Annotated in this window: 27 protein-coding genes and 1 pseudogene; 17 read left to right on the forward strand and 11 right to left on the reverse strand. The window is 70.7% G+C overall.

Features of this window, described 5'->3' with window-relative positions; genetic code table 11:
• Positions 1–347: 347 nt before the first annotated feature.
• The 3 genes and pseudogenes from IEY79_RS37505 to IEY79_RS26040 form a co-directional block, all read left to right on the forward strand.
• A pseudogene (locus IEY79_RS37505) lies at positions 348–1,064 on the forward strand (YihY/virulence factor BrkB family protein); the annotation flags it as partial.
• A 174-nt stretch (positions 1,065–1,238) separates the two neighbouring features.
• Positions 1,239–1,910 (forward strand): HD domain-containing protein, encoded by a 672-nt coding sequence (locus IEY79_RS37510; protein WP_229701134.1) that lies wholly within the window; start codon positions 1,239–1,241, stop codon positions 1,908–1,910.
• A 107-nt stretch (positions 1,911–2,017) separates the two neighbouring features.
• Positions 2,018–3,232 (forward strand): Cmx/CmrA family chloramphenicol efflux MFS transporter, encoded by a 1,215-nt coding sequence (locus IEY79_RS26040; protein WP_189110098.1) that lies wholly within the window; start codon positions 2,018–2,020, stop codon positions 3,230–3,232.
• 80 nt (positions 3,233–3,312) lie between these two features.
• On the opposite strand, the gene IEY79_RS26045 is transcribed toward IEY79_RS26040, so the two are convergent.
• Together IEY79_RS26045 and IEY79_RS26050 are read right to left on the reverse strand one after the other, a co-directional pair.
• Positions 3,313–3,582 (reverse strand): DUF4031 domain-containing protein, encoded by a 270-nt coding sequence (locus IEY79_RS26045; RefSeq protein WP_189110036.1) that lies wholly within the window; start codon positions 3,580–3,582, stop codon positions 3,313–3,315.
• 1 nt (position 3,583) lies between these two features.
• A complete protein-coding gene (locus IEY79_RS26050; protein ID WP_189110037.1) occupies positions 3,584–3,982 on the reverse strand; it encodes a DUF8819 family protein in 399 nt (132 codons plus the stop codon).
• Between the two features lie 89 nt (positions 3,983–4,071).
• Between IEY79_RS26050 and IEY79_RS26055 the strand changes: the two genes are divergently transcribed.
• The 3 genes from IEY79_RS26055 to IEY79_RS26065 all read left to right on the forward strand — a co-directional run bounded on the left by IEY79_RS26055 (position 4,072) and on the right by IEY79_RS26065 (position 6,715).
• On the forward strand, positions 4,072–4,989 hold the full coding sequence (locus tag IEY79_RS26055; protein ID WP_189110038.1) for a MurR/RpiR family transcriptional regulator: 918 nt from the start codon (positions 4,072–4,074) through the stop codon (positions 4,987–4,989).
• 90 nt (positions 4,990–5,079) lie between these two features.
• Positions 5,080–6,084 (forward strand): N-acetylmuramic acid 6-phosphate etherase, encoded by a 1,005-nt coding sequence (murQ, locus tag IEY79_RS26060; RefSeq protein ID WP_189110039.1) that lies wholly within the window; start codon positions 5,080–5,082, stop codon positions 6,082–6,084.
• A gap of 13 nt (positions 6,085–6,097) precedes the next feature.
• On the forward strand, positions 6,098–6,715 hold the full coding sequence (locus IEY79_RS26065) for a hypothetical protein (protein ID WP_189110040.1): 618 nt from the start codon (positions 6,098–6,100) through the stop codon (positions 6,713–6,715).
• 25 nt (positions 6,716–6,740) lie between these two features.
• Here IEY79_RS26065 and IEY79_RS26070 read toward each other — a convergent pair whose 3' ends face one another.
• The 3 genes from IEY79_RS26070 to IEY79_RS26080 all read right to left on the reverse strand — a co-directional run bounded on the left by IEY79_RS26070 (position 6,741) and on the right by IEY79_RS26080 (position 7,972).
• Positions 6,741–7,346, reverse strand: a complete 606-nt coding sequence (locus IEY79_RS26070; protein ID WP_189110041.1) for a Uma2 family endonuclease — start codon at positions 7,344–7,346, stop codon at positions 6,741–6,743.
• Between the two features lie 183 nt (positions 7,347–7,529).
• Positions 7,530–7,763 carry a hypothetical protein gene (locus IEY79_RS26075; RefSeq protein ID WP_229701124.1) on the reverse strand — a complete coding sequence of 78 codons (234 nt, stop codon included), beginning with the start codon at positions 7,761–7,763 and terminating at the stop codon, positions 7,530–7,532.
• Positions 7,760–7,972 (reverse strand): hypothetical protein, encoded by a 213-nt coding sequence (locus tag IEY79_RS26080; protein ID WP_189110042.1) that lies wholly within the window; start codon positions 7,970–7,972, stop codon positions 7,760–7,762. The genes IEY79_RS26075 and IEY79_RS26080 overlap by 4 nt, the downstream gene beginning before the upstream one ends.
• Before the next feature lie 150 nt (positions 7,973–8,122).
• Between IEY79_RS26080 and IEY79_RS26085 the strand changes: the two genes are divergently transcribed.
• The 4 genes from IEY79_RS26085 (at position 8,123) to IEY79_RS26100 (ending at position 10,587) form a co-directional block, all read left to right on the forward strand.
• Positions 8,123–8,965 carry a helix-turn-helix domain-containing protein gene (locus IEY79_RS26085; RefSeq protein WP_189110043.1) on the forward strand — a complete coding sequence of 281 codons (843 nt, stop codon included), beginning with the start codon at positions 8,123–8,125 and terminating at the stop codon, positions 8,963–8,965.
• Complete coding sequence (locus tag IEY79_RS26090; protein ID WP_189110044.1) at positions 8,946–9,224, forward strand: DUF397 domain-containing protein; 279 nt, start codon at positions 8,946–8,948, stop codon at positions 9,222–9,224. The genes IEY79_RS26085 and IEY79_RS26090 overlap by 20 nt, the downstream gene beginning before the upstream one ends.
• An 8-nt stretch (positions 9,225–9,232) precedes the next feature.
• Positions 9,233–9,916: a hypothetical protein gene (locus tag IEY79_RS26095; protein WP_189110045.1), complete on the forward strand. Its 684-nt coding sequence runs from the start codon at positions 9,233–9,235 to the stop codon at positions 9,914–9,916.
• A 233-nt stretch (positions 9,917–10,149) separates the two neighbouring features.
• Positions 10,150–10,587: a hypothetical protein gene (locus IEY79_RS26100; protein ID WP_189110046.1), complete on the forward strand. Its 438-nt coding sequence runs from the start codon at positions 10,150–10,152 to the stop codon at positions 10,585–10,587.
• A gap of 51 nt (positions 10,588–10,638) precedes the next feature.
• On the opposite strand, the gene IEY79_RS26105 is transcribed toward IEY79_RS26100, so the two are convergent.
• The 3 genes from IEY79_RS26105 to IEY79_RS26115 form a co-directional block, all read right to left on the reverse strand.
• Entirely contained in the window at positions 10,639–10,860 is a 222-nt protein-coding gene (locus IEY79_RS26105) for a hypothetical protein (protein WP_189110047.1), read from the reverse strand.
• Complete coding sequence (locus tag IEY79_RS26110) at positions 10,844–11,095, reverse strand: DUF6400 family protein (RefSeq protein WP_189110048.1); 252 nt, start codon at positions 11,093–11,095, stop codon at positions 10,844–10,846. The genes IEY79_RS26105 and IEY79_RS26110 overlap by 17 nt, the downstream gene beginning before the upstream one ends.
• A gap of 257 nt (positions 11,096–11,352) precedes the next feature.
• Positions 11,353–11,634: a hypothetical protein gene (locus IEY79_RS26115; RefSeq protein WP_189110049.1), complete on the reverse strand. Its 282-nt coding sequence runs from the start codon at positions 11,632–11,634 to the stop codon at positions 11,353–11,355.
• 171 nt (positions 11,635–11,805) lie between these two features.
• Here IEY79_RS26115 and IEY79_RS26120 point away from each other — a divergent pair, with 171 nt between their 5' ends.
• Both IEY79_RS26120 and IEY79_RS26125 read left to right on the forward strand, forming a co-directional pair.
• Complete coding sequence (locus tag IEY79_RS26120) at positions 11,806–13,929, forward strand: transporter substrate-binding domain-containing protein (protein ID WP_189110050.1); 2,124 nt, start codon at positions 11,806–11,808, stop codon at positions 13,927–13,929.
• Positions 13,930–13,983: 54 nt separating this feature from the next.
• Positions 13,984–15,339: a tetratricopeptide repeat protein gene (locus IEY79_RS26125; protein ID WP_189110051.1), complete on the forward strand. Its 1,356-nt coding sequence runs from the start codon at positions 13,984–13,986 to the stop codon at positions 15,337–15,339.
• Positions 15,340–15,414: 75 nt separating this feature from the next.
• On the opposite strand, the gene IEY79_RS26130 is transcribed toward IEY79_RS26125, so the two are convergent.
• A complete protein-coding gene (locus tag IEY79_RS26130; protein WP_189110052.1) occupies positions 15,415–16,422 on the reverse strand; it encodes an NHL repeat-containing protein in 1,008 nt (335 codons plus the stop codon).
• A gap of 138 nt (positions 16,423–16,560) precedes the next feature.
• Between IEY79_RS26130 and IEY79_RS26135 the strand changes: the two genes are divergently transcribed.
• The 5 genes from IEY79_RS26135 to IEY79_RS26155 all read left to right on the forward strand — a co-directional run bounded on the left by IEY79_RS26135 (position 16,561) and on the right by IEY79_RS26155 (position 21,507).
• Positions 16,561–17,871: an erythromycin esterase family protein gene (locus tag IEY79_RS26135; protein ID WP_229701125.1), complete on the forward strand. Its 1,311-nt coding sequence runs from the start codon at positions 16,561–16,563 to the stop codon at positions 17,869–17,871.
• A gap of 106 nt (positions 17,872–17,977) precedes the next feature.
• On the forward strand, positions 17,978–18,502 hold the full coding sequence (locus IEY79_RS26140) for a hypothetical protein (RefSeq protein ID WP_189110053.1): 525 nt from the start codon (positions 17,978–17,980) through the stop codon (positions 18,500–18,502).
• 70 nt (positions 18,503–18,572) lie between these two features.
• On the forward strand, positions 18,573–19,409 hold the full coding sequence (locus tag IEY79_RS26145; RefSeq protein WP_189110054.1) for a DUF4097 family beta strand repeat-containing protein: 837 nt from the start codon (positions 18,573–18,575) through the stop codon (positions 19,407–19,409).
• A gap of 260 nt (positions 19,410–19,669) precedes the next feature.
• Positions 19,670–20,677: an ATP-binding cassette domain-containing protein gene (locus IEY79_RS26150; RefSeq protein WP_189110055.1), complete on the forward strand. Its 1,008-nt coding sequence runs from the start codon at positions 19,670–19,672 to the stop codon at positions 20,675–20,677.
• Positions 20,674–21,507, forward strand: coding sequence for an ABC transporter permease (locus tag IEY79_RS26155; RefSeq protein WP_189110056.1), 834 nt, complete (start codon positions 20,674–20,676; stop codon positions 21,505–21,507). The genes IEY79_RS26150 and IEY79_RS26155 overlap by 4 nt, the downstream gene beginning before the upstream one ends.
• A 111-nt stretch (positions 21,508–21,618) precedes the next feature.
• Here IEY79_RS26155 and groL read toward each other — a convergent pair whose 3' ends face one another.
• Complete coding sequence (groL, locus tag IEY79_RS26160) at positions 21,619–23,244, reverse strand: chaperonin GroEL (RefSeq protein ID WP_189110057.1); 1,626 nt, start codon at positions 23,242–23,244, stop codon at positions 21,619–21,621.
• 336 nt (positions 23,245–23,580) lie between these two features.
• On the reverse strand, positions 23,581–23,784 hold the full coding sequence (locus tag IEY79_RS26165; RefSeq protein ID WP_005315736.1) for a cold-shock protein: 204 nt from the start codon (positions 23,782–23,784) through the stop codon (positions 23,581–23,583).
• Positions 23,785–23,951 lie beyond the last annotated feature (167 nt).

Here is a 23,951-nt window from a genome sequence, read left to right on the forward strand (position 1 = left end):
GCGCAGTAGCGCCCCACTGACCGGTTCCGTCCGGTCCGCCCGATCGGCCGAGGCCGGTGACACGACGCGACACGCGTCGTGTCACCGGCCTCCGCCGCGCCGCGCCGCGACACCACACGCGCGCCGCGCCGCTGAGCCGCGTCGAAGGCCGGTCTCAGGGCACCCTGAAGGGCAGGCAGCACGACAGGACGGCCGCTCGGCCGGACCGCCGACCACCCGACGGGGAGACCAGAGTGCCCAAGTCCCATCAGGCACACCACTGGTGGCCCCCGCATCCCCGGCGCGCCCACCGCTCCCGCCGCCCCCGCGACGGCCACCGCTACGGGAGCGCGCTCAAACGCATCCCGATGTCCCTGTGGCGTGAGGACGCCACCGACTGGGCCGCCGCCCTCACGTACTACACCGTCCTCGCGATCATCCCGGCCCTCCTGGTGACCGTGGCCGCCATCGGACTCGCCGGCCCGCAGGCGACCAACGAACTCTCCGAGCAGATCACCGCGCTCGTCCCGGCCCAGTCCCGGCACCTGGTCCGCGAGGCGCTGGGCGAGATGGCGCACCAGCGCACCGCGGCCCGGCTGCTGCTGATCTTCGGCGCGATCGGCGCGCTCTGGTCCTCCTCCAGCTATCTCGGCGTCTTCCGCCGCGCGCTGCACCGGATCAACGGCGCCACCGACCACCGCCCGCCGTGGCGCAAGGCCCCGCGCATCGTGATCACGGCCGTCGTGCTGCTCGCGCTGCTCGTGACGAGCGCGTTCACGCTGGTGCTGACGGGTGACGTGGTCCGCGAGATCGGTCCGGTGCTGGGCATCGGGAGTACGGCGACCGTGCTGTGGACGGTGGTGAAGTGGCCGCTGCTGCTGGCGCTCGCGGCGGTCCTGGTCCTCATCGTCTTCCGTACGGGGCCGTCCGAGACCCGCCATCTGCGGCACGCGCTGCCCGGCGGGGTGCTCGCCGTGGTGCTGTGGCTGGGGGTGTCGGCGCTGTTCGCGGTGTACGCGTCCCACTCGGGGACGTACAGCCGGGTGTACGGCTCGCTCGCGGGCAGCGTCGTCTTTCTCGTCTGGGTGTGGCTGTCGAATCTGTCGCTGGTGGCGGGCGCCCAGTTCAACGCGGAGCTGGCGGCGGGGCCGGCCGGCACGGCGGGCCGATCGGCTGCCCGGTCGGCGGCCGGGTCGGGGTCCGGGCTGGGGGCCGGGGCCGCCGGGGCCGACGCCGAGAAGGATCTAGGCTCTCCCTCCATGGCAGCAGTCCACGACGTCCCCGACGACGACCGCACCCGCAGCCTGCGCGAACGCTGGCTGCACACCCTCGCCGCCGTACGGGGCGAGGTCACCACCCCCGACGCCCTCCCCTACGCCGACAACCTCCTCGCCCGTTGGGCCGAGCCCCAGCGCAGGTACCACACCACCGATCACCTCATCGCGGTCCTGGACCACATCGACACCCTCGCGGCCCACGCCGAGAACCCGGAGGCCGTACGCCTCGCCGCCTGGTTCCACGACGCCGTCTACCACCCCGAGCGCTCCGAGAACGAGGAGCGCAGCGCCGCCGTCGCCGTGCGCGCGCTGACCGAGGCTGGCGTACCGGCCGACGTCACGGACGAGGTCGCCCGCCTCGTCCGACTCACCCTCACCCACGACCCGGCGCCCGGGGACACCAACGGCGAGGTGCTGTGTGACGCGGATCTCGCGATCCTGGCGAGCGAACCGGAGGGGTACGAGGCGTACACGCGCGCGGTACGGGAGGAGTACGGCTTCGTCCCGGACGACGCCTTCCGGGCGGGCCGGGCGGCCGTACTGCGCCAACTCCTCGACCTGGAAAGGCTGTTCCACACGCCGCTGGGTGCGGCCCGCTGGGAGGAACCGGCCCGCGCGAACCTCAACGGCGAGCTGACACATCTCGGCTCCTGACCGGCACCGACCGGCGCTCACCGCCGCCGACCGGAATGGCGGAGCCGGGCGCGGTGGTTGTACGTGCCATGCCTGACTCCGCTCCCGTCGCCCCCACCGGTGCCCGAATGCCGCTCGCCGTCTACATCCTCGGGCTGTCCGTCTTCGCCCTGGGGACCAGCGAGTTCATGCTGTCCGGGCTGCTGCCACCGATCGCCGAGGACATGGATGTCACCATCCCGCAGGCCGGTCTGCTGATATCCGCCTTCGCGATCGGCATGGTGGTCGGCGCCCCGCTGCTCGCGGTGGCGACGCTGCGGCTGCCGCGCCGTACGACGCTCATCGCGCTGATCTCCGTCTTCGGCCTCGGCCAGGTCGCGGGCGCGCTCGCGCCCACCTACGAGGTGCTGTTCGTGTCGCGCGTCGTCAGCGCGTTCGCCTGCGCCGGTTTCTGGGCGGTCGGCGCGGCGGTCGCCATCGCGATGGTGCCGAAGACGGCACGCGCCCGCGCGATGGCCGTGATGATCGGCGGGCTGTCGATCGCGAACGTGCTCGGCGTACCGGCGGGGGCGTTCCTCGGTACGCATCTGGGCTGGCGTTCCGCGTTCTGGGCGGTCGGCGCGGCCTCCGCGGTGGCGCTGATCGGTGTCGCGACCCTCATCCCGCGCATCCCGCTGCCGGAGCGGAAGCCGGAGCTGCGCCGCGAGCTGCTGATCTACCGCGACCGCCAGGTCTGGCTCGCGATCGCCATCACGGCGCTCGCGGCGGGCGGCGTCTTCTGCGCGTTCTCCTACCTGGCCCCCCTGCTCACGGACGTGGCCGGTCTCGACGAGAGCTGGGTCCCGACCGTGCTCGCGCTGTTCGGCGTGGGCGCGCTGATCGGCACGGTGATCGGCGGCCGGGTCGCGGACGCGCACCTCTTCGGGGTGCTGCTGAGCGGCGTGGTGGCATCGACGGTGTTCCTGGCCGCGCTGGCCCTGTTCGCGTCGAGCGCGGTGGCGGTGGTGGTGCTGTCCCTGCTGCTGGGCTTCTCGGCGTTCTTCACGGCGCCGGCGCTGAACGCCCGGATGTTCAACGTGGCGGCGGCGGCCCCGATCCTGGCGGGTGCGACGGCGACATCGGCCTTCAACCTGGGCAACACGGGCGGCCCCTGGCTGGGCGGCACGGTGATCGACGCGGGCCTCGGCTTCGCGTCGACGGCATGGGCGGGCGCGGCGATGACGATCCTCGCGGTGGGCCTGGTGACGCTGGCGATGCGGCACCAGCGCTCGGGCGGTACGCGGCTGGTCGCGAAGGGTTCGACGGTGTCGGCGGTGCCCGGGGAGCCCGCCCGGCGCACGTGAGGACACCTGAAGGCGCCCGAAAAGACAGAGAGGGCAGCTGAGGAGACCGAACGGGAGCGCAACACGCCCTGGGGCACGCCCTACCCCCCGTCCCACCGCTTCCGCTGCCGCAGCCCCGCCCCCGTCAGCCTCCGCACCAGCTCCCGCGACCCCACCTCCACGGCGCCCGCGCGCACCGCGTCCCCGTACCGGTGCGCCGGTACGTCGTAGTGGTCCCGTTCGAACGCGCGCGCCGGGCAGCCGATCCCGGCCGCGAACGCGTGCAGTTCCTCGTACGACACATCGCTCACCAGGTGCGACCACATCCGCCCGTGCCCGGGCCAGGTCGGCGGATCGATGTAGACGGTCACGTCACCCGGCTCCCAGAACCGCGCCCAGCGACCCCACCGGAGCCACCACGACCGCCGCCTTGCCGCACACCCAGTGCGGATCCGCGCCCAGCTCCGGCTCGATCTCCAGCGCGTGCGGCCCGCCCTCCGCCGCGAGCTCGGTCCGGGACTCACCGCAGACGGGGCAGAGCGGCCACCGCCCGTGTGTCTCCAGGAGGGCGTCCTGTACGTCCTGGGCGACCAGCCCGGCGACGAAGTCGATCCCCTCCGGCCACTGCTCCACCCACCAGCGCCGGTGCGACACGGCGTCTTCCACCAAAGAGACGATCTCGGCCCGCGCGACGTCACCCGCCGCGAGGTCGGCGAGGACCAGGGCGCGTGCGGTGTGCAGCGCCTGTTCCAGGGGGTTCATGTCTTCCATGCCCCCATTGTCGTACGCCGCCGCCGCGCCCCGCGGGAGCGACCGCGAGAACCCTTGACGCCCTCCCGTCCTGAAATTATCTTTCACTCGTGACCAGTGACGTGAAGGAAATTTACAGCGGCGGCGCCCCGCCGGCCCCCGCCGCCCTCGCGGCGAAGGTGCGCACCCTCGCGCCCTCCATGACCCGCTCGATGCAGCGCGTCGCCGAAGCCGTGGCCGCCGACCCCGCGGGCACCGCCGCCCTCACCGTCACCGGTCTCGCCGAGCTCACCGGCACGAGTGAGGCCACCGTCGTCAGGACCGCCCGCCTCCTCGGCTACCCGGGCTACCGCGATCTGCGTCTCGCCCTCGCCGGCCTCGCCGCCCACCAGGAGTCCGGCGCCGCCCCGGCGGTCACCGCCGACATCGCGGTCGACGACCCGATCGCCGACGTCGTCGCCAAACTGGCCTACGACGAGCAGCAGACCCTCGCCGACACGGCGGCCGGGCTCGACACCGTCCAGCTCGGCGCCGTCATCACCGCCGCCGCCAACGCGCGCCGCATCGACATCTACGGCGTGGGCGCGAGCGGTCTCGTCGGCATGGACCTCGCGCAGAAGCTCCTGCGCATCGGCCTGATAGCCCACGCGCACAGCGATCCGCACCTCGCCGTCACCAACGCCGTGCAGCTCAGGGCGGGCGACGTGGCCATAGCGATCACGCACTCCGGCTCGACGGGGGACGTCATAGAGCCGCTGCGCGTGGCCTTCGACCGGGGCGCGACGACGGTCGCGATCACCGGCCGCCCGGACGGCGCGGTCTCGCAGTACGCGGATCATGTCCTCACCACGTCCACGGCCCGCGAGAGCGAGCTGCGGCCCGCGGCGATGTCCAGCCGTACGAGCCAACTCCTCGTCGTGGACTGCCTGTTCGTGGGCGTCGCACAGCGGACGTACGAGACGGCCGCACCCGCGCTCGCCGCGTCCTACGAGGCGCTGGCGCACCGCCACTCGCCGCGCACGCGCTGAACCGCACGCGCGCCCGCGCGCACCGCTTCACCGCACGCCAACGGGGCTTCCTCAGGTTTCTGCCAGCTCGCCAGAAAGAGCCGCTTCTCCATGACCTCCATGCCCACCGACGCCTCTTCGACGTCCGGCGCCGGTAGTTCCGCCTCCTCCTCTCCTTCTTACGGCGAGCTCCGCGCCGAACTCGCGACGCTCACCACCGAGGCGTTCCGCCCCGAACTCGCCGAGATCGACCGCCGGTCCACCGAGGAGATCGCCCGTGTCATGAACGGCGAGGACCAGACCGTCCCCGCCGCCGTCGCCGCGCAGCTCCCCCGTATCGCCGATGCCATCGACGCCACCGCCGAGCGCATGGCCCGCGGCGGCAGGCTGATCTACGCGGGCGCCGGCACGGCCGGCCGCCTCGGCATCCTGGACGCGAGCGAGTGCCCTCCCACCTTCAACACCGACCCCTCGGAGGTTGTCGGCCTCATCGCGGGCGGTCCGGGCGCGATGGTCAAGGCCGTCGAGGGCGCCGAGGACTCCAAGGAGCTGGCGGCCTCGGACCTGGACGAGCTGAAGGTGGACGTGAACGACACGGTCGTCGGCATCTCGGCCTCCGGCCGCACGCCGTACGCGATCGGCGCGGTCGAGCACGCGCGCGCCCTGGGCGCGCTCACCATCGGCCTGTCCTGCAACGCGGACAGCGCGCTCGCGGCCGCCGCCGAGCACGGCCTGGAAATCGTCGTGGGTCCCGAACTGCTCACCGGATCAACGCGGTTGAAGGCCGGTACGGCGCAGAAGCTGGTCCTCAACATGATCTCGACGATCACGATGATCCGCCTCGGCAAGACGTACGGAAACCTCATGGTCGACGTCCGCGCCTCCAACGACAAGCTGCGGGCCCGCTCCCGCCGCATCGTCGCGCTCGCGACGGGCGCGCCGGACGAGGAGATCGAGGCCGCGTTGACGGCGACGGACGGCGAGGTCAAGAACGCGATCCTGACGATTCTCGGCGCGGTCGACGGCCCCACGGCGGCCGAGCTGCTGGCAGAATCACACGGCCATCTGCGGGTGGCACTCCAGGCATCGAAGAACAGCGACCGCACGTCGAAGTAGAGGACCACCGCCCATGACCACGGCCCCCGCCGCAGACGCCCGCCCCTCCATATCCCGCGCCGAGCTGCGCGGCCGCGCGACCGGCGTGGGCGTGATGGCCTTCTTCGGCCTCGGCTGGACGGCCTGCGGCGTGACGGACATGCCGGTCACGGCGGGCCGCGCGGTATTCGCGCTGGGGGTGGCCGTCACGATCACCTTCGCGGTGCTGGGCTCCCGCATGAGCCGCCGGGCGGCCGACGCCCCGACGAGCGGCGAGCCGACCGCGGACCGCAAGAAGAAGGCGGGGCTGCGCTTCGCCCTGGTGGTCGTGGCGGAGTGGGTCGCGATCTTCGTGATCGCCCGGGTCCTGGTGGCCACGGACCACGCGGAGGCCATCCCGGCCTTCGTCGCGGCGGTGGTGGGCGTCCACTTCTTCCCGCTGGCCCGGCTGTTCGGGGTCCGCGTGTACCACCTCACGGGAGCGGCGATATGCGCGGCGGCACTGGCGGCGGCCGTACTGGCCCCGCTGACCTCGACGCCCGCCCTCTGGACGGCACTCCCGGGCTTCGGCTCGGCTGCGGCGCTGTACGCGACGAGCGTGAGCCTGCTGCGCACGCCTCCGCACGGTATGGGGCGTGACGGAGACCAGTAACCCCCTCGCGGGCGCCGAGTCGCGTTCAGGCAGGGAACGCCGCGGTGTCCAGCGTCGTCCCGAACGGCTCGGGCAACTCGATCGGCTTCCCGAACGGGACCTGCTCGGAGTGCTTGTACGTACCGTCCTCGTTCGGCTCGGTGAAAAGAGTGACGATGGGACCGCGCGTGTCGAACCGGTCGATGAGCAGGTAGAGGGGAACCAGCGCGCGGGCATAGGCGCGGTACTTCTTCGTCCGGTCGTCCCGTGCGTTGCCCTTCGAGGTGATCTCCACGATGAGCAGGGCGTCCGCGGCGTCCACTGGGTCGTTACTGTCCGGATCGACGGCATCGACGGCGTCGGAGGGCATGACCACGAGGTCCGGCACGTAGAGCTTGTCCAGCGACGCGATGTGCACGCCGAGAGTCTGGTAGATCTCCAAGTCCTCGGACAGTTTCCGGTAGAGCGCGCGCTGTACTTTGGCTGCGATGCCGTTGTGGTGCGCGTGCGGCGGCGGGACCAAGACGATCTGCGCTTCGTCGATCTCGGCGCGCCACCCGTCGGGCACGTCCAGTTCACGCCATGTCTCCAGCAGGTACTCCCACGGGCGGAACTCAGATGACGGGTCGTTCTCGACCATCGCGGCGGTCATCGTGCGTCCCTTCTCTGTGGCCTGGGTAAAGCGAGCGTAGATCGCCAGATGGGCGGTTCCCACCACCTTTGCCCGGCCTCTCACGATCGGGTGACGAACGCAGCGACCTGCCCTTGCCCGGCCCGCGTCCCGCTCCCCCGGGCGGCCGACCCGCCCGGGGAAGGACGGCGCCCTATGCCGGACTCATGGCAGGCGCCGGGCGCGGTTCATCTCCGTCACCTTCGCGCGCAGCGTCTCGTTCGGCGGGGCCGGGTGGATCCAGCCCGGTGGACAGTCCCACTCCACACCGCCGCCCGGCGGTCGTAGCTGTACGCAGTCGTGCTCCAGGCCCATCACCTGACCCACGCGACCGTCACGCGAGTCGACCGCGTACGTCCCGACCTCCGGCACGAACCCGCCGTCGGCGCAGCCGCTCACGACCGGACCCCTTCCAGCACGTCGGCCATGCGCCGCGCGGTCGCCAGGTTGCAACGGCCCAGCTCCACCAGCGGATTGGCCGGCTCGTCGCCCGAGCACGAGACCGGGTCGATCCGCAGCGACGGCAGCGTGATCCCCGCCGCCGCGAGGCCGGACCGCAACCTCTCGACGGCCTCCTCGGCCGCCCTTACCTGATCCGCAGCCGCCATGCGCCGCTCTTTCACAGTCTTGTCCACTGAACGCCAACTCCACTCTGAGTGCTCGCTTTCACCACACAGAGTGGTCATCGCTGGTTAGCCTGAACAGAGACATCCGGCCAACAAGCGCACGTGATTAACGTTCTGCCGATGGGAGCTGCCATGCCCGGACCCAAGAAGCTCGACCCGTCGTCGTCACCACGCGCGCTGCTGGGAGCGGAGCTTCGGTACGCCCGAGAGAGGGCGGGGATGACCCAGGAGGCGCTGGGCGCGCCGCTGTTCGTGAGTGGGGCGTTCATCGGCCAACTTGAGGCGGGCACGCGGCGGATGCAACGGGAGTACGCGGTGAAGCTGGACGAGATCCTGGGCACGGCGGGGTTCTTCGGGCGGAACTGCGACGCGGCGACGAAGTCGAAGTACCCGGACCACTTCGCCGCGGCTGCGGAGGCGGAGGCCATCGCGACGGCGATCAAGGAGTACGCGCCGCAGCTGATTCCAGGGCTCTTGCAGACTCGGGCGTACGCGCGGGCCGTCTTCTACGCGTACCAGCCCACAGCGACGGACGACGTCATCGACCAACTAGTCGAGGCGAGGCTGGAGCGGGCCAAGCTGCTGTCCGATCCAACCACCCCGCTGTTCTGGGGAGTTTTGGACGAGGCGACGTTGCGACGGCAGGTCGGCGACACGACGGTGATGGCCAAGGCACTGGGACATGTGGCCGATCTGATGCGCCGCCGCCGCATCATCGTGCAGGTGCTCCCGTTCCACGCGGGCGCGCACGCGGCAATGGGCGGTGGCCTGAAGCTGATGTCCTTCTCCGACGCACCGCCACTCGCCTACCTCCAGGGGGCGGGCTCGGGACAACTGCTGGACGATCCGGCCTCGGTTTCGCAACACGAGCTGGCTTACGATTTGCTGGGGGCCGATGCGTTGTCACCACGCGAATCTCTGGCTCTGATCGAACAGTTGGCGGAGGATTACGACCATGAAACGCAGCAGCCATGAGCACAATCTGAGTGCAGCGACCTGGCACAAGTCCACCTACAGCGGTCCGAGCGGCGGCGACTGCTTGGAGATGGCCACCTGGCGCAAGTCCACATACAGCGACGGCAGCGGCGGTGACTGCCTCGAAGTCGCCGACGGGCTCGCCGACATCGTCCCCGTCCGTGACTCCAAGTCCCCCGAACTCCCCGGCATCGTGTTCCCCGCCCCGGCCTGGTCCGCGTTCGTGGCGAACCTCAAGAGCGGGTCGCCCCTCGGCTAGCCACCGCCGTGCTTCTCTTCCTCACCTGGTTCGTCGTCGCCGGCCTGGGGTTCTTCACGCTCATCTTCGTCGTCCTTCCTCTGACGGACGAGTTGCTGACCACCTCCGGGTCGAAGATCGCCAACGTCCTTACGTGGGCGGCTCTGATCCTGTTCTCGCCGGTGATCGTGGCGACGCTGCCCGTCTGGGGTCCGATCTGGGGTTTCGGCACGATCCGCAGGATCCTGTCGGACCGCGCGTACGCGAAGCGCTGTGTGGCGGACGCCGTCGCCGCCAAGGGCGTCCCGATACCCCGGAGCGCGAGGACTCAGCTCGTCCGCACGGTCACCGAAGGCGCCGTCGAGCGGGAGCGCGCCGCGACGAAGCGGCTGGCGGCGCAGACGGTGATCGCGCATGTGGAGGGCCGCCAGGAGTTCCGGGCTGCCCTCCACGAGCGATTCGATCCGGACTCCTGGTTCGCCGAGGAACTGAGCCACCGCTACGTGCTCCGTTCGGAGACCACCCTGCTCCGGGACGCCGCCCGAGCCCTGTCCGCGCGCGACGCGGACACCAACGCCAACATGCGGGAGCTGCTGGTGCGTTGGCGGTCGGCCTGGGAGACGTACTACGCGCTGAGCGCGGGCCGCAGAACGAAGCCGGTGCTCACCGACATCGCGCTCCACCTCCCCCGCCGCGCTCGTCCCAAGGGCTAGCCGAGCCCCTGTGGAACAGGTGGGGGCGTTCGTACAATTCGCCACCCAGTCACCGCCGGGATCAGGGGGACGTCTCATGCGCCGCATGCTGCTCGGGTTCGTCGTCTTCGGCGCGTTGGTGATGGCCGCCGGGGTATGGGTGGGGGTCCGGTTCGAGTGGGCCGGCGGGGCGGCGCTGATCACCTCGGGCGCGGTCATGGCGGCCCTCGGCCGTATGGGATACCGGCAGCGCCTTGCCCTCGAAGCACGGGCGGCGGCCCACCGGCCTGGCGGAGTTGTGCGGCGGCGACCGGCCGGACCCGGGCCCGCTGGAGCGTTCGTTCCCGCCGCGCTCGCGGCCGTACCTGGTGCACACGGACGGACTCGTGCTCGTCACCCACGAGTGGAGGCTTGTGATCCCCTGGGACGCGGTACGCGTCGTATGGCACCGCAAAGAGCTCGCCCACCCCGGGCCGGCTCTCTGCGAGCCGGCCCGGGACGGCACACGGGAGCATTTGCCGCTCCTCGGTTCGCGGCGGCAGGAGGAACTGTCGGCCGTGATCGTGGACCGCACCCGGGACCGGATCACCCGGCGGATCCGCGAGGTCTACGACCGCCAGGGCAAGGTACGGCTGGGTGAGCTGACGCTGACGACGACGGACGGACGCTGGCCGCGATGGTGCCGGAGCTGAGCACGGCGACGGGTCTGCTCAGGGAACTGTCCGGTTCCGCCATCGCCTGGTTCAGCGCGCCGTGCCCGGCCGGGTGTCGAGGGACCAGGCATGGGTGCAGCGAGGGCACTGGAGATGGAGTACCGGGCCGTTGTTGGAGATCAGGTAGCGCCAGTGCTCCCCGCAGTTGCGGCGGGAAGCGCACGTCTCGCAGTGGCGGGCGTCGTCGCAGACCGGGCAGGGGAGCCAGGCGCGGCGCGAGGGGTCCGCCTGGGGGTCAATGGGTAGCCGCACGGCCCGGCTCGTCCCCTGGCAGGACACCGGCCGCCACCAGCCGGTCGTAAATGCGCTGCTGCTCGGCGTCCAGGCCCGAGTAGAGGAGGGCGTACGCCTCGTCCTCGCCCCGGAGGGCTTCCACCGGGTCCCAGTCGGGGCCCAGCGCGGCGAGGACCTCGGCCCGTCGCCGGGCCTCCTCCAGGGTCAGGTCGATCGTGAAGGGGGTGAGGTCGTCTTTGTTTTCCTGGTTCATGGCAAGACTTCCGATGTGCCGATGGAACACTTCCATCTTTACCAGGCACACCCGCCAGAGGGAAGGGTACCCTAAGTAGCCCCCTGTGACCTGGGGTGACGAGCCGTACCCGGATCGGACGACAGGGGTGGGCCGTTGCGGCCGACCCCTGTGCCGAACGACTCACCCCGCGGTGACGGACTTCACACCGCCCGGTCCGCGACAGCCGCCCTGCCGGGCGCCGCGGATTCTCGGACCGCTCTCCCGGCGCACCGGCGTCAGCCGGGCCGGCCGGGGTCGCGAGGCGTTCGCCGGTTCGCGGAGGGGTTCTTCCTGCGGAGCCGGCGGAGGGGGTGCCGCCCCGGCCGCGGAGTGCGGCCGGGCCGGTCGGCGCCGGCCGGCCTCAACGACGCGGCGGCGAGGGCGAGGGCCGCCAGGTCGATCCAGTCGGAGGAGAGCCCCAGGGAGATGAGCACCGCTCCGACGGCCAGAACACCGACTGCCGTGACACGCCTGTGGCGGCTGAGGAACCTGCCGCGGCCCTTCGTTCGCTTTCCCATTGCGGTTGCCTTCCAGATTCGCGGAACGGGTGGAAGACCAGAGTGGGATGGTGATCTGATGTCCATTCATGTCCGCTCCCGTCCGCGCATGTCCGCGCACGTCACGGCGCTGGGTCCGGCCAAATCCCGAGGACACCCCGGACGGATACGAACCATGAGGGGACGGAAATCATGCGCGACGAGGAACGCCCCACCCATCCGCTGAGGACCTCGCGGCACGGCCCTGTGGAAGCGGAGACGCCTGAGGGCGCCGAACTCGCCAAGTGGTTGCGCGCCCGCGTGGGCGGCCGGACCCTGCGACAACTGGAAGGGATCTTCCCTCACCCCCGGCGTACGCAGTGGAGCGAATTCCTCAAGGGCCGCAAGCTGATTCCCTTATGGCTGCTGAATGACGTCGTCACCAAATTGGTCGCCCCGCAGGACCAGCAACTGCACCGCGGGCTCGGGCGGCAACTGCTGGCTGCCGCCGAAGAGGCCGGGAGAACGCGACGGGAGGCGGAATCCCCGACGACCGCCTCGCAGGGGACGACCGCGCACGAGCACCAGGTCCGTCTGAACGACGCCCTTGAAGGCCAGATCAAGGCGCAGGAGACCGTACAGAGCCTCACCCACCTCATCTACGCCTTCATCACCGCGATGGCCGACCTGAACCAGCGCTGCCGGAACCTGGAGATCCAACGGGACGAAGCGCGCCTGCGGCTGAGCCGGCAGGAGATGGAGACGACGACCAACCAGCGGCGCGCGGAGGAGAACAAGAGACGTGCCGCCGACGACGCACGGCGCGTGGCCGAGGCGGAAGAGCGGCTGGCGGAGACCGAGCGGCGGCTGATCGAGTTCGAGGAGAGGCTGGCCCGCGCCCGCTGGGAGAAGCACAACGCCGAGGACCTGCGTATCGAGGCGTTCCGACAAGCCGAACAGCGCCGCCGTGCCATAGAGCCGTCCCCCGGGGAAGGCACTCCCCCCGGCTCGTTCGAGGAGGGCAGCCGCTCGGTACCTGTTCCGCGGCCCTGGGAGTACGACCACTTCCTCGAAACCGCCGACGCGCAACTCGACTACCACGAAGCCGGCATGGTGGCCATCCGCGAACAGATCGGCAGCGCAGCCCCGGCCCCCGCCCCGGACTTCGACCCCGCCTCGCCCGACCGGGCGCGCACCATCCCCGGCCAGGTTGTCCCGGGCCCCTCCACGGACAGCCCGGACCGGCCCGACACCGGCACGAACACTGTCCGCGCCGTGTCCACGGACGGCGCGGACGGCGCGGACAGCCCGGACAAGGTTCGGCCCCGGCCGGAGCGGGGGCCGGAGCCGGAGCCGGTCCGCAACGGCCCGAAACGCCGTGCGCTGCTGGCGGGCGGGATCTGTCTGGCCGTCCTCGCCGGCGGCGGCTGGCTCGTCTGGAACCAGTACCACCCGACCCGGGAGTACGCGCTCACGGACTCGCCCGCGATCAAGGACGCGCAGACCGACGGCGGGGTGCTCAGGATCGGAGTCAAGGCAGACCAGCCGGGACTGAGCGAGGAGATCGGAGGGGAATGGGTCGGCTTCGACATCGAATTCGCCAAGAACATCGCGAAGGATCTCGGGTTCGAGGGCGAGAGCGTGATCGACTTCATCCCCGTGACCACCAAGACCAGGGACGACCAGCTGAACAACGGTCAGATCCATCTCATGGTCGGCAGCTACAGCGTCACCGACGATCGCAAGAAGGAAGTGGATTTCGCCGGCCCCTACTTCATCACCGATCAAGGAATGATGGTGTACACGGGCAGTTCGGGCGACGAGGCCTGGGTGGAGCAGAACGGGAAGCAGACACGTAAAAAGATCAACGAGCCCGACGACTTCCCCGACGGCACGGTTGTGTGCACGGTGGGCAAATCCATCTCGAAAACGATTCTGGACAAACTGCCGGCCTCCAAGTTCAAGATAAAGGAGGAATCCGACTACCAGACCTGCGTCGACAATCTCAACAGTTCCACCGACGGCACGACCGGCTCCACGGAGCCCCCCGTCCGAGCCGTGGTCACCGACCGGCCCATCCTCGCCGGCTTCCTGGCCGCCAACCCGGATCTGGCCATGGTCCCCAACCCGCTGGAGGCCAGCACGACCGGGTGGGGCGTCGGCATAGCGAAGGGAGACGCGGCCCTGCGCCACTTCGTGTGCGAATCCATCGCGGACCAGATCGACGACGGCACCTGGCGTGAGATCTACCGGGAGGAGCTGGAAGATCACCTCCAGGAGGAGAACATAAAGGCCACACCTCCGAGAGAGGAACTCCGGACCGAGTGCCCCGGCTGAGTCGAGCGGGTGCGGGGCGCCCGCTCCTCGGGGCGGCGGTTAGGGTGCGCTGCCATGGACGCCACTGATCTCGACTACCGGGTCCGGACCCAGTCCGGCTGCATTCCTCCGCCCCTCGTCACCCGGCTTCTGGATCTCGGCCATGCGGAGGAGGTGGAGTTCCAGGCGGGCCGCGGGGAATGGTTCTGCGCGCATGAGTGGGCGCGGCTCCTCGGTGACAGGGGGCAGCGGGCGGAGGCGTTGGACGTGCTCGCCCCGTATGTCGCCACCGGCTGGTGGCCCGCCGCCCGCGCCAAGGCGCGATTGCTGGAGTCCTGGGGGCGTGCGGAGGAGGCGATCACACTGGCCCGGCCGTACGCGGCGGCCGGCGGGACGCCGCTGGACTTCTTCGCGCGCCTGCTGGCCCGGCACGGTCAGGAGGACGAGGCGGTCACGCTGCTGAGCGCCGGAATCGAGGACTGGTTCCTTGCCACCGCCCTGGTCGACGTCGCCGAGGGAACGGGACGTGACGAGGATGTCGCCGCACTGCTGGCCGCCCGGATCCCGGCCGGGCACCGGTGCGACGGCCCGTGGTGCTGCCGTGGCCTCGGACCCGACATGGCGATCGGGCTGCTTGCCGCGATCCATGAGCGCCAGGGCCGCGTCGACGAGGCGATAGCCCTGCTGCACACCCGGCAGGAGATCACCTCCATCAACAACCACGACCAGCTGGCTGACCTGCTGGCGAGGCAGGACCGGATCGGGGAACTCCGGGCGTACGCGGCGACCGAGCCCCTCGGGCAGGCCACGCGGCGGCTCGCCGAGGTGCTGGAGGAGCGCGGCGATGTGGAGGGCGCGATCGCGGTGTACCGGGAGGAGTACGAGTCGCCGATCGGCCGCAATCACCGGGCGGTGGAACTGGCCCAGCTCCTGGCCCGGCACGGCCGGGGCGACGAGGCGACAGAGGTGATGGGCGAGCTCGTGGACTCACCCGGCGGCGCGGAGGACTGGCTCGTCGACACGCTGTGCACCCTGTACTCCGACCACGGCCGGGCCCGGGACGGCCTGGCCCACCTCGACGCTCTGAAGGCACGCCACGGCGGCGAGGAGGAATGGGAGTTGTTCAGGCCCCGGCTCCGGCTCATGGCCGACTGCGGGCTGCTCGACGAGGCGGTCGAGCTGGCGCGGGGGCACTCCGAGGGCGACGCCTCGTACGCGGCGTGGACCATCTCCGACCTGCTCGCCAAGGCCGGCCGGACCGAGGAGGCGGTCGCGGTTCTGGAACCGTACACACCCACCCACGCGCGTCCTCTGGCCGACCATCTCATCAGCCTCGGCCGGGTCAAGGAAGCGGTGGCGCTCCTTCAGCACCGCGAACCGGAGCCGTTCACACCCGTCTGGTCGGGCACATTCACTGAGCCCCCGTTCTGAGGGCGGCGCCCCGGCCGTGTGCGCCGGGCTCGGGGCGGAGCCCGGCGCACCCCCGCGCGAGTCGGCGGGGCCGGTTCAGCGCAGCGGAACGGAGATCGCGTTGTACGTGGTCTCCGGCGTCGGGGGGGTCGTGAAGCGGGCGTTGACGAGGTAGAGGCGGTTGCCGAAGCGGGCCGCCGTGGTGGGGACGTCGAAGGTCGGGGCGGTGATCGAGCGCCGCAGGGTGGCGGTGCGGGCGCGGGCGTCGAGGTCGAAGACGGTGATCAGGTTGAGGCGGTTCTGCACCACGTACAGCGTGTCGCCGACGCGCAGCAGACCGTCGCCGTTGATGACGTTCTCCGCGCCCTTGAGGGTGATGACCGTGGCGTGCCCGGTCTTCGGGTCCACCCGGAACAGCTTGCCGATCGGGCTGTTGACGACGATCAGCGCGCGGCCGTCGGGGGTGGTCTCGATGCCGTTGGCGCTGATGGAGCCGGCGGGTGCCTGCTCCCACTCGCCGCCGAGCGGGACCTCCCGCAGGTCGTCGCCGCGCCTGCGGTGGCCGCGGGGGACTGCGTAGAGAACGGGTGCGTGCGAGTTGGTGAACCAGGCCCGGTCGCCGTACAGGATCACGTCGTTGACGAATCCGGCGGCCGTCGGCTGATACGTGGCGGTGAGCCGGTTCGTACGGGTGTCGAGCACCCGGATGGAGGCGCTGAGGCCGCCCGAGATGTAGAGCAGCCCGTCGCGGTCGAGCTTCAGACCGGTGGCGGCTCCGCCGGTCGCGCCCGCCAGGACGGTGCGGCTCTCGCCGGTGCGCAGGTCGGCGCGGCGGATGGCGCCGTCCGCGAGGGAGCCCATGTAGGCGTACGGGCCGCCGCCGATCGCTATGCCCTCGGGGCGGAAGCCGTTGGGCAGCGGGAAGTCGGTGGGCCAGGACGGACGGCCCGGGCGGCCCGGCCTGTCGCGCCCGGCGTGCGCGGCTGCCGCACCCGCGCCGGACGCCGTCGCGGCGAGCGCGAACGTGGCGGCGGCGGCGCCGCCGAGCAGGGCCCGGCGCGAGGGGCTGGAGGGGCGGGAAGAGTCGGGTGGTGTCTGGGACATGGCGTCGAGCCTCCGTGGGCTTCGGGGTGCCTGGGGACAGGGACAACTCCGGTGCGCTATGCGCACACCTAACGCCCCGCACCCGCCGCCGAGTTCCCCGTGCGGGTACGGCTCCCGTCCGGCTGTAGCCTCGGCGGCATGTCAGCGAATGATCGGGAGACCATGTCCGGCGAGGTGACGGGCTGGCTCTCGGAGAACGCCCTGCCCCTGAGCGGCGGTCTGACCGCCGGCGCCTCCACCACCGACCTCCGGCCGCTGAAGGAGGTGCTCGACGGCGTGCGAGTCGTCGGTCTGGGCGAATCCACCCACGGCACACGTGAGTTCTTCCAGCTCAAACACCGGCTGCTGGAGTACCTGGTGACGGAGCTGGGCTTCACGACGCTGGCCATGGAGGCGAGCGCGTCCGCCGGTCCGGCCGTCGACGCGTACGTACGAGACGGTGTCGGCGACGCCGCGCAGGTGCTGACCGGGCTGGGCTTCTGGACGTGGCGGACCGAAGAGGTCCTGTCCATGATCGAGTGGATGCGGACGTACAACGACGGCCGCCCGGACGGCGAGAAGGTGCGCTTCGTCGGCATCGACCCGCAGCGGGCCGGGGATTCGCTGGCGGTGCTGGAGGCGTTCCTGACCAGCGTGGCGCCGGACCGGCTGCCCGCCCTGCACTCCGCGCTCGGCGTGCTCGCCACCGCGTATCCGGGATCGCGCCCGGACCCCGAGCAGAAGCTGATGCGCGAGGCGGTGAACCTGCTGGAGTACGTCCGCGGCCATGAGGACACCCCGGCCGGGGCGGTGGCCGTGCGGCACGCCCGGATCCTGGTCCGCGCCGCCGATCTGGTGACGCGCGACGGACAGCACCCGGACCCGGAGCGCACGGTCCTCGCCGCGCGCGACCAGTACATGGCCGAGGCGGTCGGGGAGATCCTGGACGCCCCGGCGGCCAAGGTGGTGCTCTGGGGCCACAACAGCCATGTGGCGAAGGGCCGTACGGGCGACGACACGGCGCCACCGCCGCTCGGCCGGCATCTGCGCGAGCGGTACGGCGACGCGTACTACGCCTTCGGACTCCTCTTCGGCGAGGGCTCCTTCCGTGCCCACCGTCTCTGGCCGGGGCCCTGGAGCGGCGTTGGCGGTCTGACGGGCCGTATCGCCGAGGGCAACCCGATCGGCCCCGCCCCGAAGACCTCGGTGGAGGCCCAACTCGCCGCCGCCACACCGGCGGACCATCTGCTGGACCTGCGCCCCGCCGAGGCGGGTGACGCGCCGGAGGCCGTACGGGAGTGGGTCGGCGCCACGCACGAGACGCGGACGTTCGGCGCACTGGTGACGCGCTGGTTCTACCGGCGCGAGGTCGCTCCGGTGCGGCTGTCGAACGAGTACGACGGCCTGGCGTACGTCGCGGTCTCGACGGACTCGCGCCCGATCGCGCCGTACCGCCCCGTGAGGCCGTGAGGCCGTAGCGCCGAGGGAAGGACTCCTGGCGCCACCCGACAACCGAATGGCACATCATGGCGCCAGATGACTTGCAATGGCGCCATGATGGTGCCACTATTACGTCATGGACCTCACCCCATATGTCGACAGCCTCCGCCACGAGCTCGGAGCCGGCACCGAGGCGGGCAATGACGAAGCGCCCCGCGCCCAGCTGGAACGGCTCGTCGGCCCGCTCGATTCGGCCGTCCGCCTGACGCTGCTCAACGCCCTGTCCGACGCGATGGACGAGGTCACCCGCGAACTGGCGCCCGGCTCCGTCGAGCTGCGGCTGCGCGGCCGCGACCCCGAGTTCGTGGTGACCGCGCCACCGGCCGTCGACCCCATCGCCGATGTCCCGGGACGGCCACCGACGCCCCCCGCTCCCCCGGTTCCCGTGGACGCGGAGGACGGCGGCACCTCGCGGGTCAACTTCCGGCCGCCCAGCCGCCTCAAGCACCGGATCGAGGAGGCCGCGGGCCGCGAGGGCCTGTCGGTCAACGCCTGGCTCGTCCGGGCGGTCGCCGCCGCCCTGGAGGGCACGGCGGACCGGGGACCCACGACGGGCCCCGACCTGTCGGCCGGGCAGCGCCTCACCGGCTGGGTCCGCTGAGCACCCAGCGGCTTCACATCACCGTCTCACCAGCGCACTTACCCTCACTCACCCAAAGGACGGCACAGCCATGCCTGTTTTCGACACCATCGAAGCCATCTCCGCCACCGTCGAGATCGAGGTCGGACGCGCCCGGATCATCGCCGGCAAGCGCACCGAGACCGTGGTCGAGGTGGTCCCGAGCGACCCCGGCAACGAGAAGGACGTACTCGCCGCCGAGGAGACCAAGGTCACCTACGCGAACGGAAAGCTGCTCGTCAAGGGCCCCAAGTCCCGCTCGCCCTTCACCAAGACCGGCACGGTCGACGTGACCGTCGAGCTCCCCGCGGGCTCGGAGCTGATCGGCACCACGGGTCTCGGCGCCCTCGTCGGTGAGGGCCGGTTCGGCGACTGCCGTCTGACATCCGGCGCCGGGGACATCCACCTGGAAGAGGCCGCGACCGTACGGCTGAAGACCGGGCACGGCGACATCACGGTGGACAGCACGACGGGCCGGACCGAGATCCACGGGTCGGGCCGGGTGCGGGCCGGCCGGATCGACGGGGACGCGACCGTCAGGAACCACAACGGCGAGACCACGATCGGCGAGGTCACCGGCGAGCTGGACGTGAACTCGTCCAACGGCCCCATCGGCGTCGTACGCGCGGACTCCTCGGTCACCGCCAGGACGTCGAGCGGCTCCGTGCGCATCGACCGGGTGGCACGCGGGCGGATCACCGTGGAGTCCTCCGCGGGCGGTCTGGAGATCGGCATCGCCGAGGGCACCGCCGCCTGGCTGGACGTGGAGTCCAAGGCAGGCCGCGTCCGCAACGAGCTGGGGATGGCGAACGCCCCGGAGCAGTCCGAGGAGAAGGTCGAGGTCCGCGGCCGTACGAGCGTCGGCGACATCGTGATCCGCCGCGCCTGATCCCCACGCCTCCGCTCCGGGCCGACCGGTTCGCCGGCCCGGAGCGGGCATGCGGCGCCACCCAGAACCCCGATGGCGCCATATAGACTCGCTATGGCGCCATACTTATGCCATGATGATGGCGCGAGCGCAGCACGGCGCCAGAGTCTGGCGCCATGTGCACTGCACCGCACCGCCTCGCACCGCCTCGTACCGCCCCGCGCCACGACCCGCCGGCAGTCCCGGAACCCGAACCCCCTCAAAGAGAAGGGCCCGCTCCCATGAACAACGCGACCACAGCGGCCACCTCCACCCGCACAGCCGCGATCTCCGCGCTCGGCCTGCGCAAGTCGTACGGCGACAAGGTGGTGCTCGACGGCATCGACCTGCGGATCCCCGAGGGCACGGTCTTCGCTCTCCTCGGCCCCAACGGGGCGGGCAAGACCACCACCGTGGAGATCCTCTCCACGCTGATCGCCGCCGACTCGGGCGAGGCGTGGATCGGGGGCCACGACGTGACCACCGACGCCGACTCCGTACGCGACCAGATCGGCGTCACCGGACAGTTCGCCGCCGTGGACGGGCTGCTGACCGCCGAGGAGAACCTGCTCCTCATGGCCGACCTGCACCATCTGGGCCGCGGCGAGGGCCGCCGTCGCGCCGCCGAACTCCTGGAGCGGTTCGAACTGACCGAGGCGGCCCGCAAGAACGTCGCGACCTTCTCCGGCGGTATGCGCCGCAAGCTGGACCTCGCGATGACCCTGGTCGGCCGGCCGCGGATCATCTTCCTCGACGAGCCGACCACCGGTCTCGACCCGCGCAGCCGCCGCGTCATGTGGGAGCTCATCCGGAACCTGGTCGCGGACCAGGGCGTGACGATCTTCCTCACCACGCAGTATCTGGAGGAGGCCGATCAACTCGCCGACCGCATCGCGGTGCTGGACCACGGCAAGCTCGTCGCCGAGGGCACCGCGGAGGAACTGAAGCGGCTGATCCCCGGCGGCCACGTCCGCCTCCAGTTCTCCGACGCGGCCGGTCTCACCGAAGCCGCCTCGGTCTTCGACGTCGCCACCCGCGACGACGAGTCGCTCTCCCTCCAGATCCCGAACAACGGCTCCATCGCCAATCTCCGCGCCCTCCTCGCCATCATCGACAGCACCGGCGTACGGGCCGAGTCGCTCACCATGCACACCCCCGACCTCGACGACGTCTTCCTCACCCTGACCGGCCGGCAGAACGCCGACGCCGCCCCCGCCGCCCCCGCCGCCCGCAAGGAGTCGAACCGATGAGCACCGCGACCCTCACCCCGGCCAAGCCCGCCAAGTCCACCAAGGCAGCCCGCTCGTCCTCGATGCGCGACTCCATGACGATGCTGCGCCGCAACATCACGCACATGCGGCGCTACCCCTCGATGACCATCTCGATCCTCGTGATGCCGCTGCTGATGCTGCTGCTGTTCGTGTACGTCTTCGGCGGCGCGCTCGGCGCCGGTATCGGCGGGAGCGGCGACCGGGGTGACTACATCAACTACCTGGTGCCCGGCATCATCCTGATGGCCGCGACCTCCGGGGCCGTCGCCACAGCCGTCTCCGTCTGCACCGACATGACCGAAGGCATCGTCAAACGCTTCCGTACGATGTCGATCTCCCGGGGCGCCATCCTCACCGGCCATGTCTTCGGCAGCGTCCTCCAGGTCGGCGCGGTCCTCTTCCTGATCACCGGCGTCTCCCTCGTGATCGGCTTCCGGCCCGACGCCTCGCCGATCGAGTGGGTGGCCGCCATGGGCCTGCTCCTCTTCCTGGCCTTCGGGATGGCCTGGCTGTCCGCCGCGATGGGCATCGGCGCCAAGACCGTGGAGTCCGCGAGCAACGCCCCGCTGCCGCTGACCTTCCTGCCCTTCCTGGGCAGCGCGGTCGTCCCCCCGGACTCCATGCCGACCGCCCTGCGCTGGTTCGCCGAGTACCAGCCCTTCACCCCGATCAACGAGACGCTGCGCGGCCTGTTCCTCGGCACCGAGATCGGCAACGACGGCTGGATCGCGCTCGCCTGGTGCACGGCCCTCGTACTGCTCGGCTACTTCTGGTCCCGCGCGGCCTTCAACCGCGAGCTCCGGCCCTGAGCCCGTGCGGTCCGCTGAACGCCCCGAGGGCGGCACCCCCCTGCTGGGGAGTGCCGCCCTCGGTCGTACAAGCGTCCGCGTGCTACGCCATGAACCGCCGATCCGTCAGGATCAGAAGTCCATGTCACCGCCCGGCATGCCGCCCGGCGCGCCGCCGGCGGCGGCCTTCTCCGGCTTGTCGGCGATGACGGCCTCGGTGGTGAGGAACAGCGCCGCGATGGACGCCGCGTTCTGCAGGGCGGAACGCGTGACCTTCGCGGGGTCGATGATGCCTTCGGCGATCATGTCGACGTACTCGCCGGTCGCGGCGTTCAGGCCGTGACCGATCTTGAGGTTGCGGACCTTCTCAACGATGACGCCACCCTCAAGACCCGCGTTGACCGCGATCTGCTTGAGCGGGGCCTCCAGCGCGAGCTTGACGGCAGCGGCGCCCGTCGCCTCGTCGCCTTCGAGCTCCAGCTTCTCGAACACCGAGGAAGCCTGGAGCAGAGCCACGCCACCACCGGCGACGATGCCCTCCTCGACGGCGGCCTTGGCGTTGCGCACCGCGTCCTCGATGCGGTGCTTGCGCTCCTTGAGCTCGACCTCGGTCGCGGCGCCGGCCTTGATGACGGCCACGCCGCCGGCCAGCTTCGCGAGGCGCTCCTGGAGCTTCTCGCGGTCGTAGTCCGAGTCGGAGTTCTCGATCTCGGCACGGATCTGGTTCACGCGACCGGCGACCTGCTCGCTGTCACCGGCACCGTCGACGATGGTGGTCTCGTCCTTGGTGATGACGACCTTGCGGGCGCGGCCCAGCAGGTCGAGACCGGCGTTCTCCAGCTTGAGGCCGACCTCCTCGGAGATGACCGTGCCGCCCGTGAGGATGGCGATGTCGTTCAGCATCGCCTTGCGGCGGTCACCGAAGCCCGGGGCCTTGACGGCGACGGACTTGAAGGTGCCCTTGATCTTGTTGACGACGAGCGTGGACAGGGCCTCGCCCTCGACGTCCTCGGCGATGATCAGCAGCGGCTTGCCCGACTGGATGACCTTCTCCAGGAGCGGCAGGACGTCCTTGACGTTGCCGATCTTGGAGTTGACGATCAGGATGTACGGGTCGTCGAGCGACGCCTCCATACGCTCCATGTCGGTGGCGAAGTACGCCGAGATGTAGCCCTTGTCGAAGCGCATGCCCTCGGTGAGCTCAAGCTCCAGACCGAAGGTCTGCGACTCCTCGACGGTGATGACGCCTTCCTTGCCGACCTTGTCCATCGCCTCGGCGATGAGCTCGCCGATCTGGGTGTCGGCGGCGGAGATGGAGGCCGTCGAAGCGATCTGCTCCTTGGTCTCCACGTCCTTGGCCTGCTCCAGCAGCGCACCGGAGACGGCCTCGATGGCCTTCTCGATGCCGCGCTTGAGGGCCATCGGGTTGGCGCCGGCGGCCACGTTGCGCAGGCCCTCGCGGACCAGCGCCTGGGCCAGGACGGTCGCGGTGGTCGTACCGTCACCGGCGACGTCGTCCGTCTTCTTGGCGACTTCCTTGACCAGCTCGGCGCCGATCTTCTCGTACGGGTCCTCGAGCTCGATCTCCTTGGCGATGGAAACACCATCGTTGGTGATCGTGGGGGCGCCCCACTTCTTCTCGAGGACGACGTTTCGGCCCTTGGGGCCAAGGGTTACCTTGACGGCGTCGGCGAGCTGGTTCATCCCGCGCTCGAGACCGCGCCGTGCCTCCTCGTCGAACGCGATGATCTTGGCCATGTGAAGTGGTCCTCCCGGACTGGGGTGGATTGCTCCGGACCGTGTCCGCGCCCGCGACGGACGGCCGAAGAGCCGTGCGGTTCCTTGCCCCACAGGCTCTCGGGCCTCGCTGACCCGGTCCATAAGTTGTCACTCTCACCTGCAGAGTGCTAACGCCAATGATTAGCACTCGACCCCCGAGAGTGCAAGCGACTCCCGAGCAACCCCGGCAACCGGAGGAGCACGCGCACGCGGGACCCGGGCACGCGGGACGCGCGCACGCACGAGGGGCCCGCATCCCCTGCCGGGATGCGAGCCCCTCGTGTGTGAGTGCGTCGTTGGCCGATCGCGCCGGAATCAGACGGCGAGCTTGACCATGTCCGCCTGCGGACCCTTCTGGCCCTGCGAGATCTCGAACTCAACTCGCTGACCTTCTTCAAGGGTGCGGTAGCCGTCCATCTGGATCGCGCTGTAGTGGACGAAAACATCCGCACCACCGTCGACCGCGATGAAGCCGTAGCCCTTCTCCGCGTTGAACCACTTGACGGTGCCCTGAGCCATGCCTAACTCCCCTATTACTGGCCCCTGCGCGGGACCGCACTTCGCGCCGGAACGCGTCGACCGCGGCTGAATGTATCTGCCCAACTGCCCTCTGCAACAGGTCAATCGGACGAGAATTATGGGCGCGACGGAACACGCAAAGAGGTGAATTGCCGGGCTACCAGGGC

The organism is Streptomyces camponoticapitis (genome assembly GCF_014646115.1).
Lineage (GTDB): Bacteria > Actinomycetota > Actinomycetes > Streptomycetales > Streptomycetaceae > Streptomyces > Streptomyces camponoticapitis.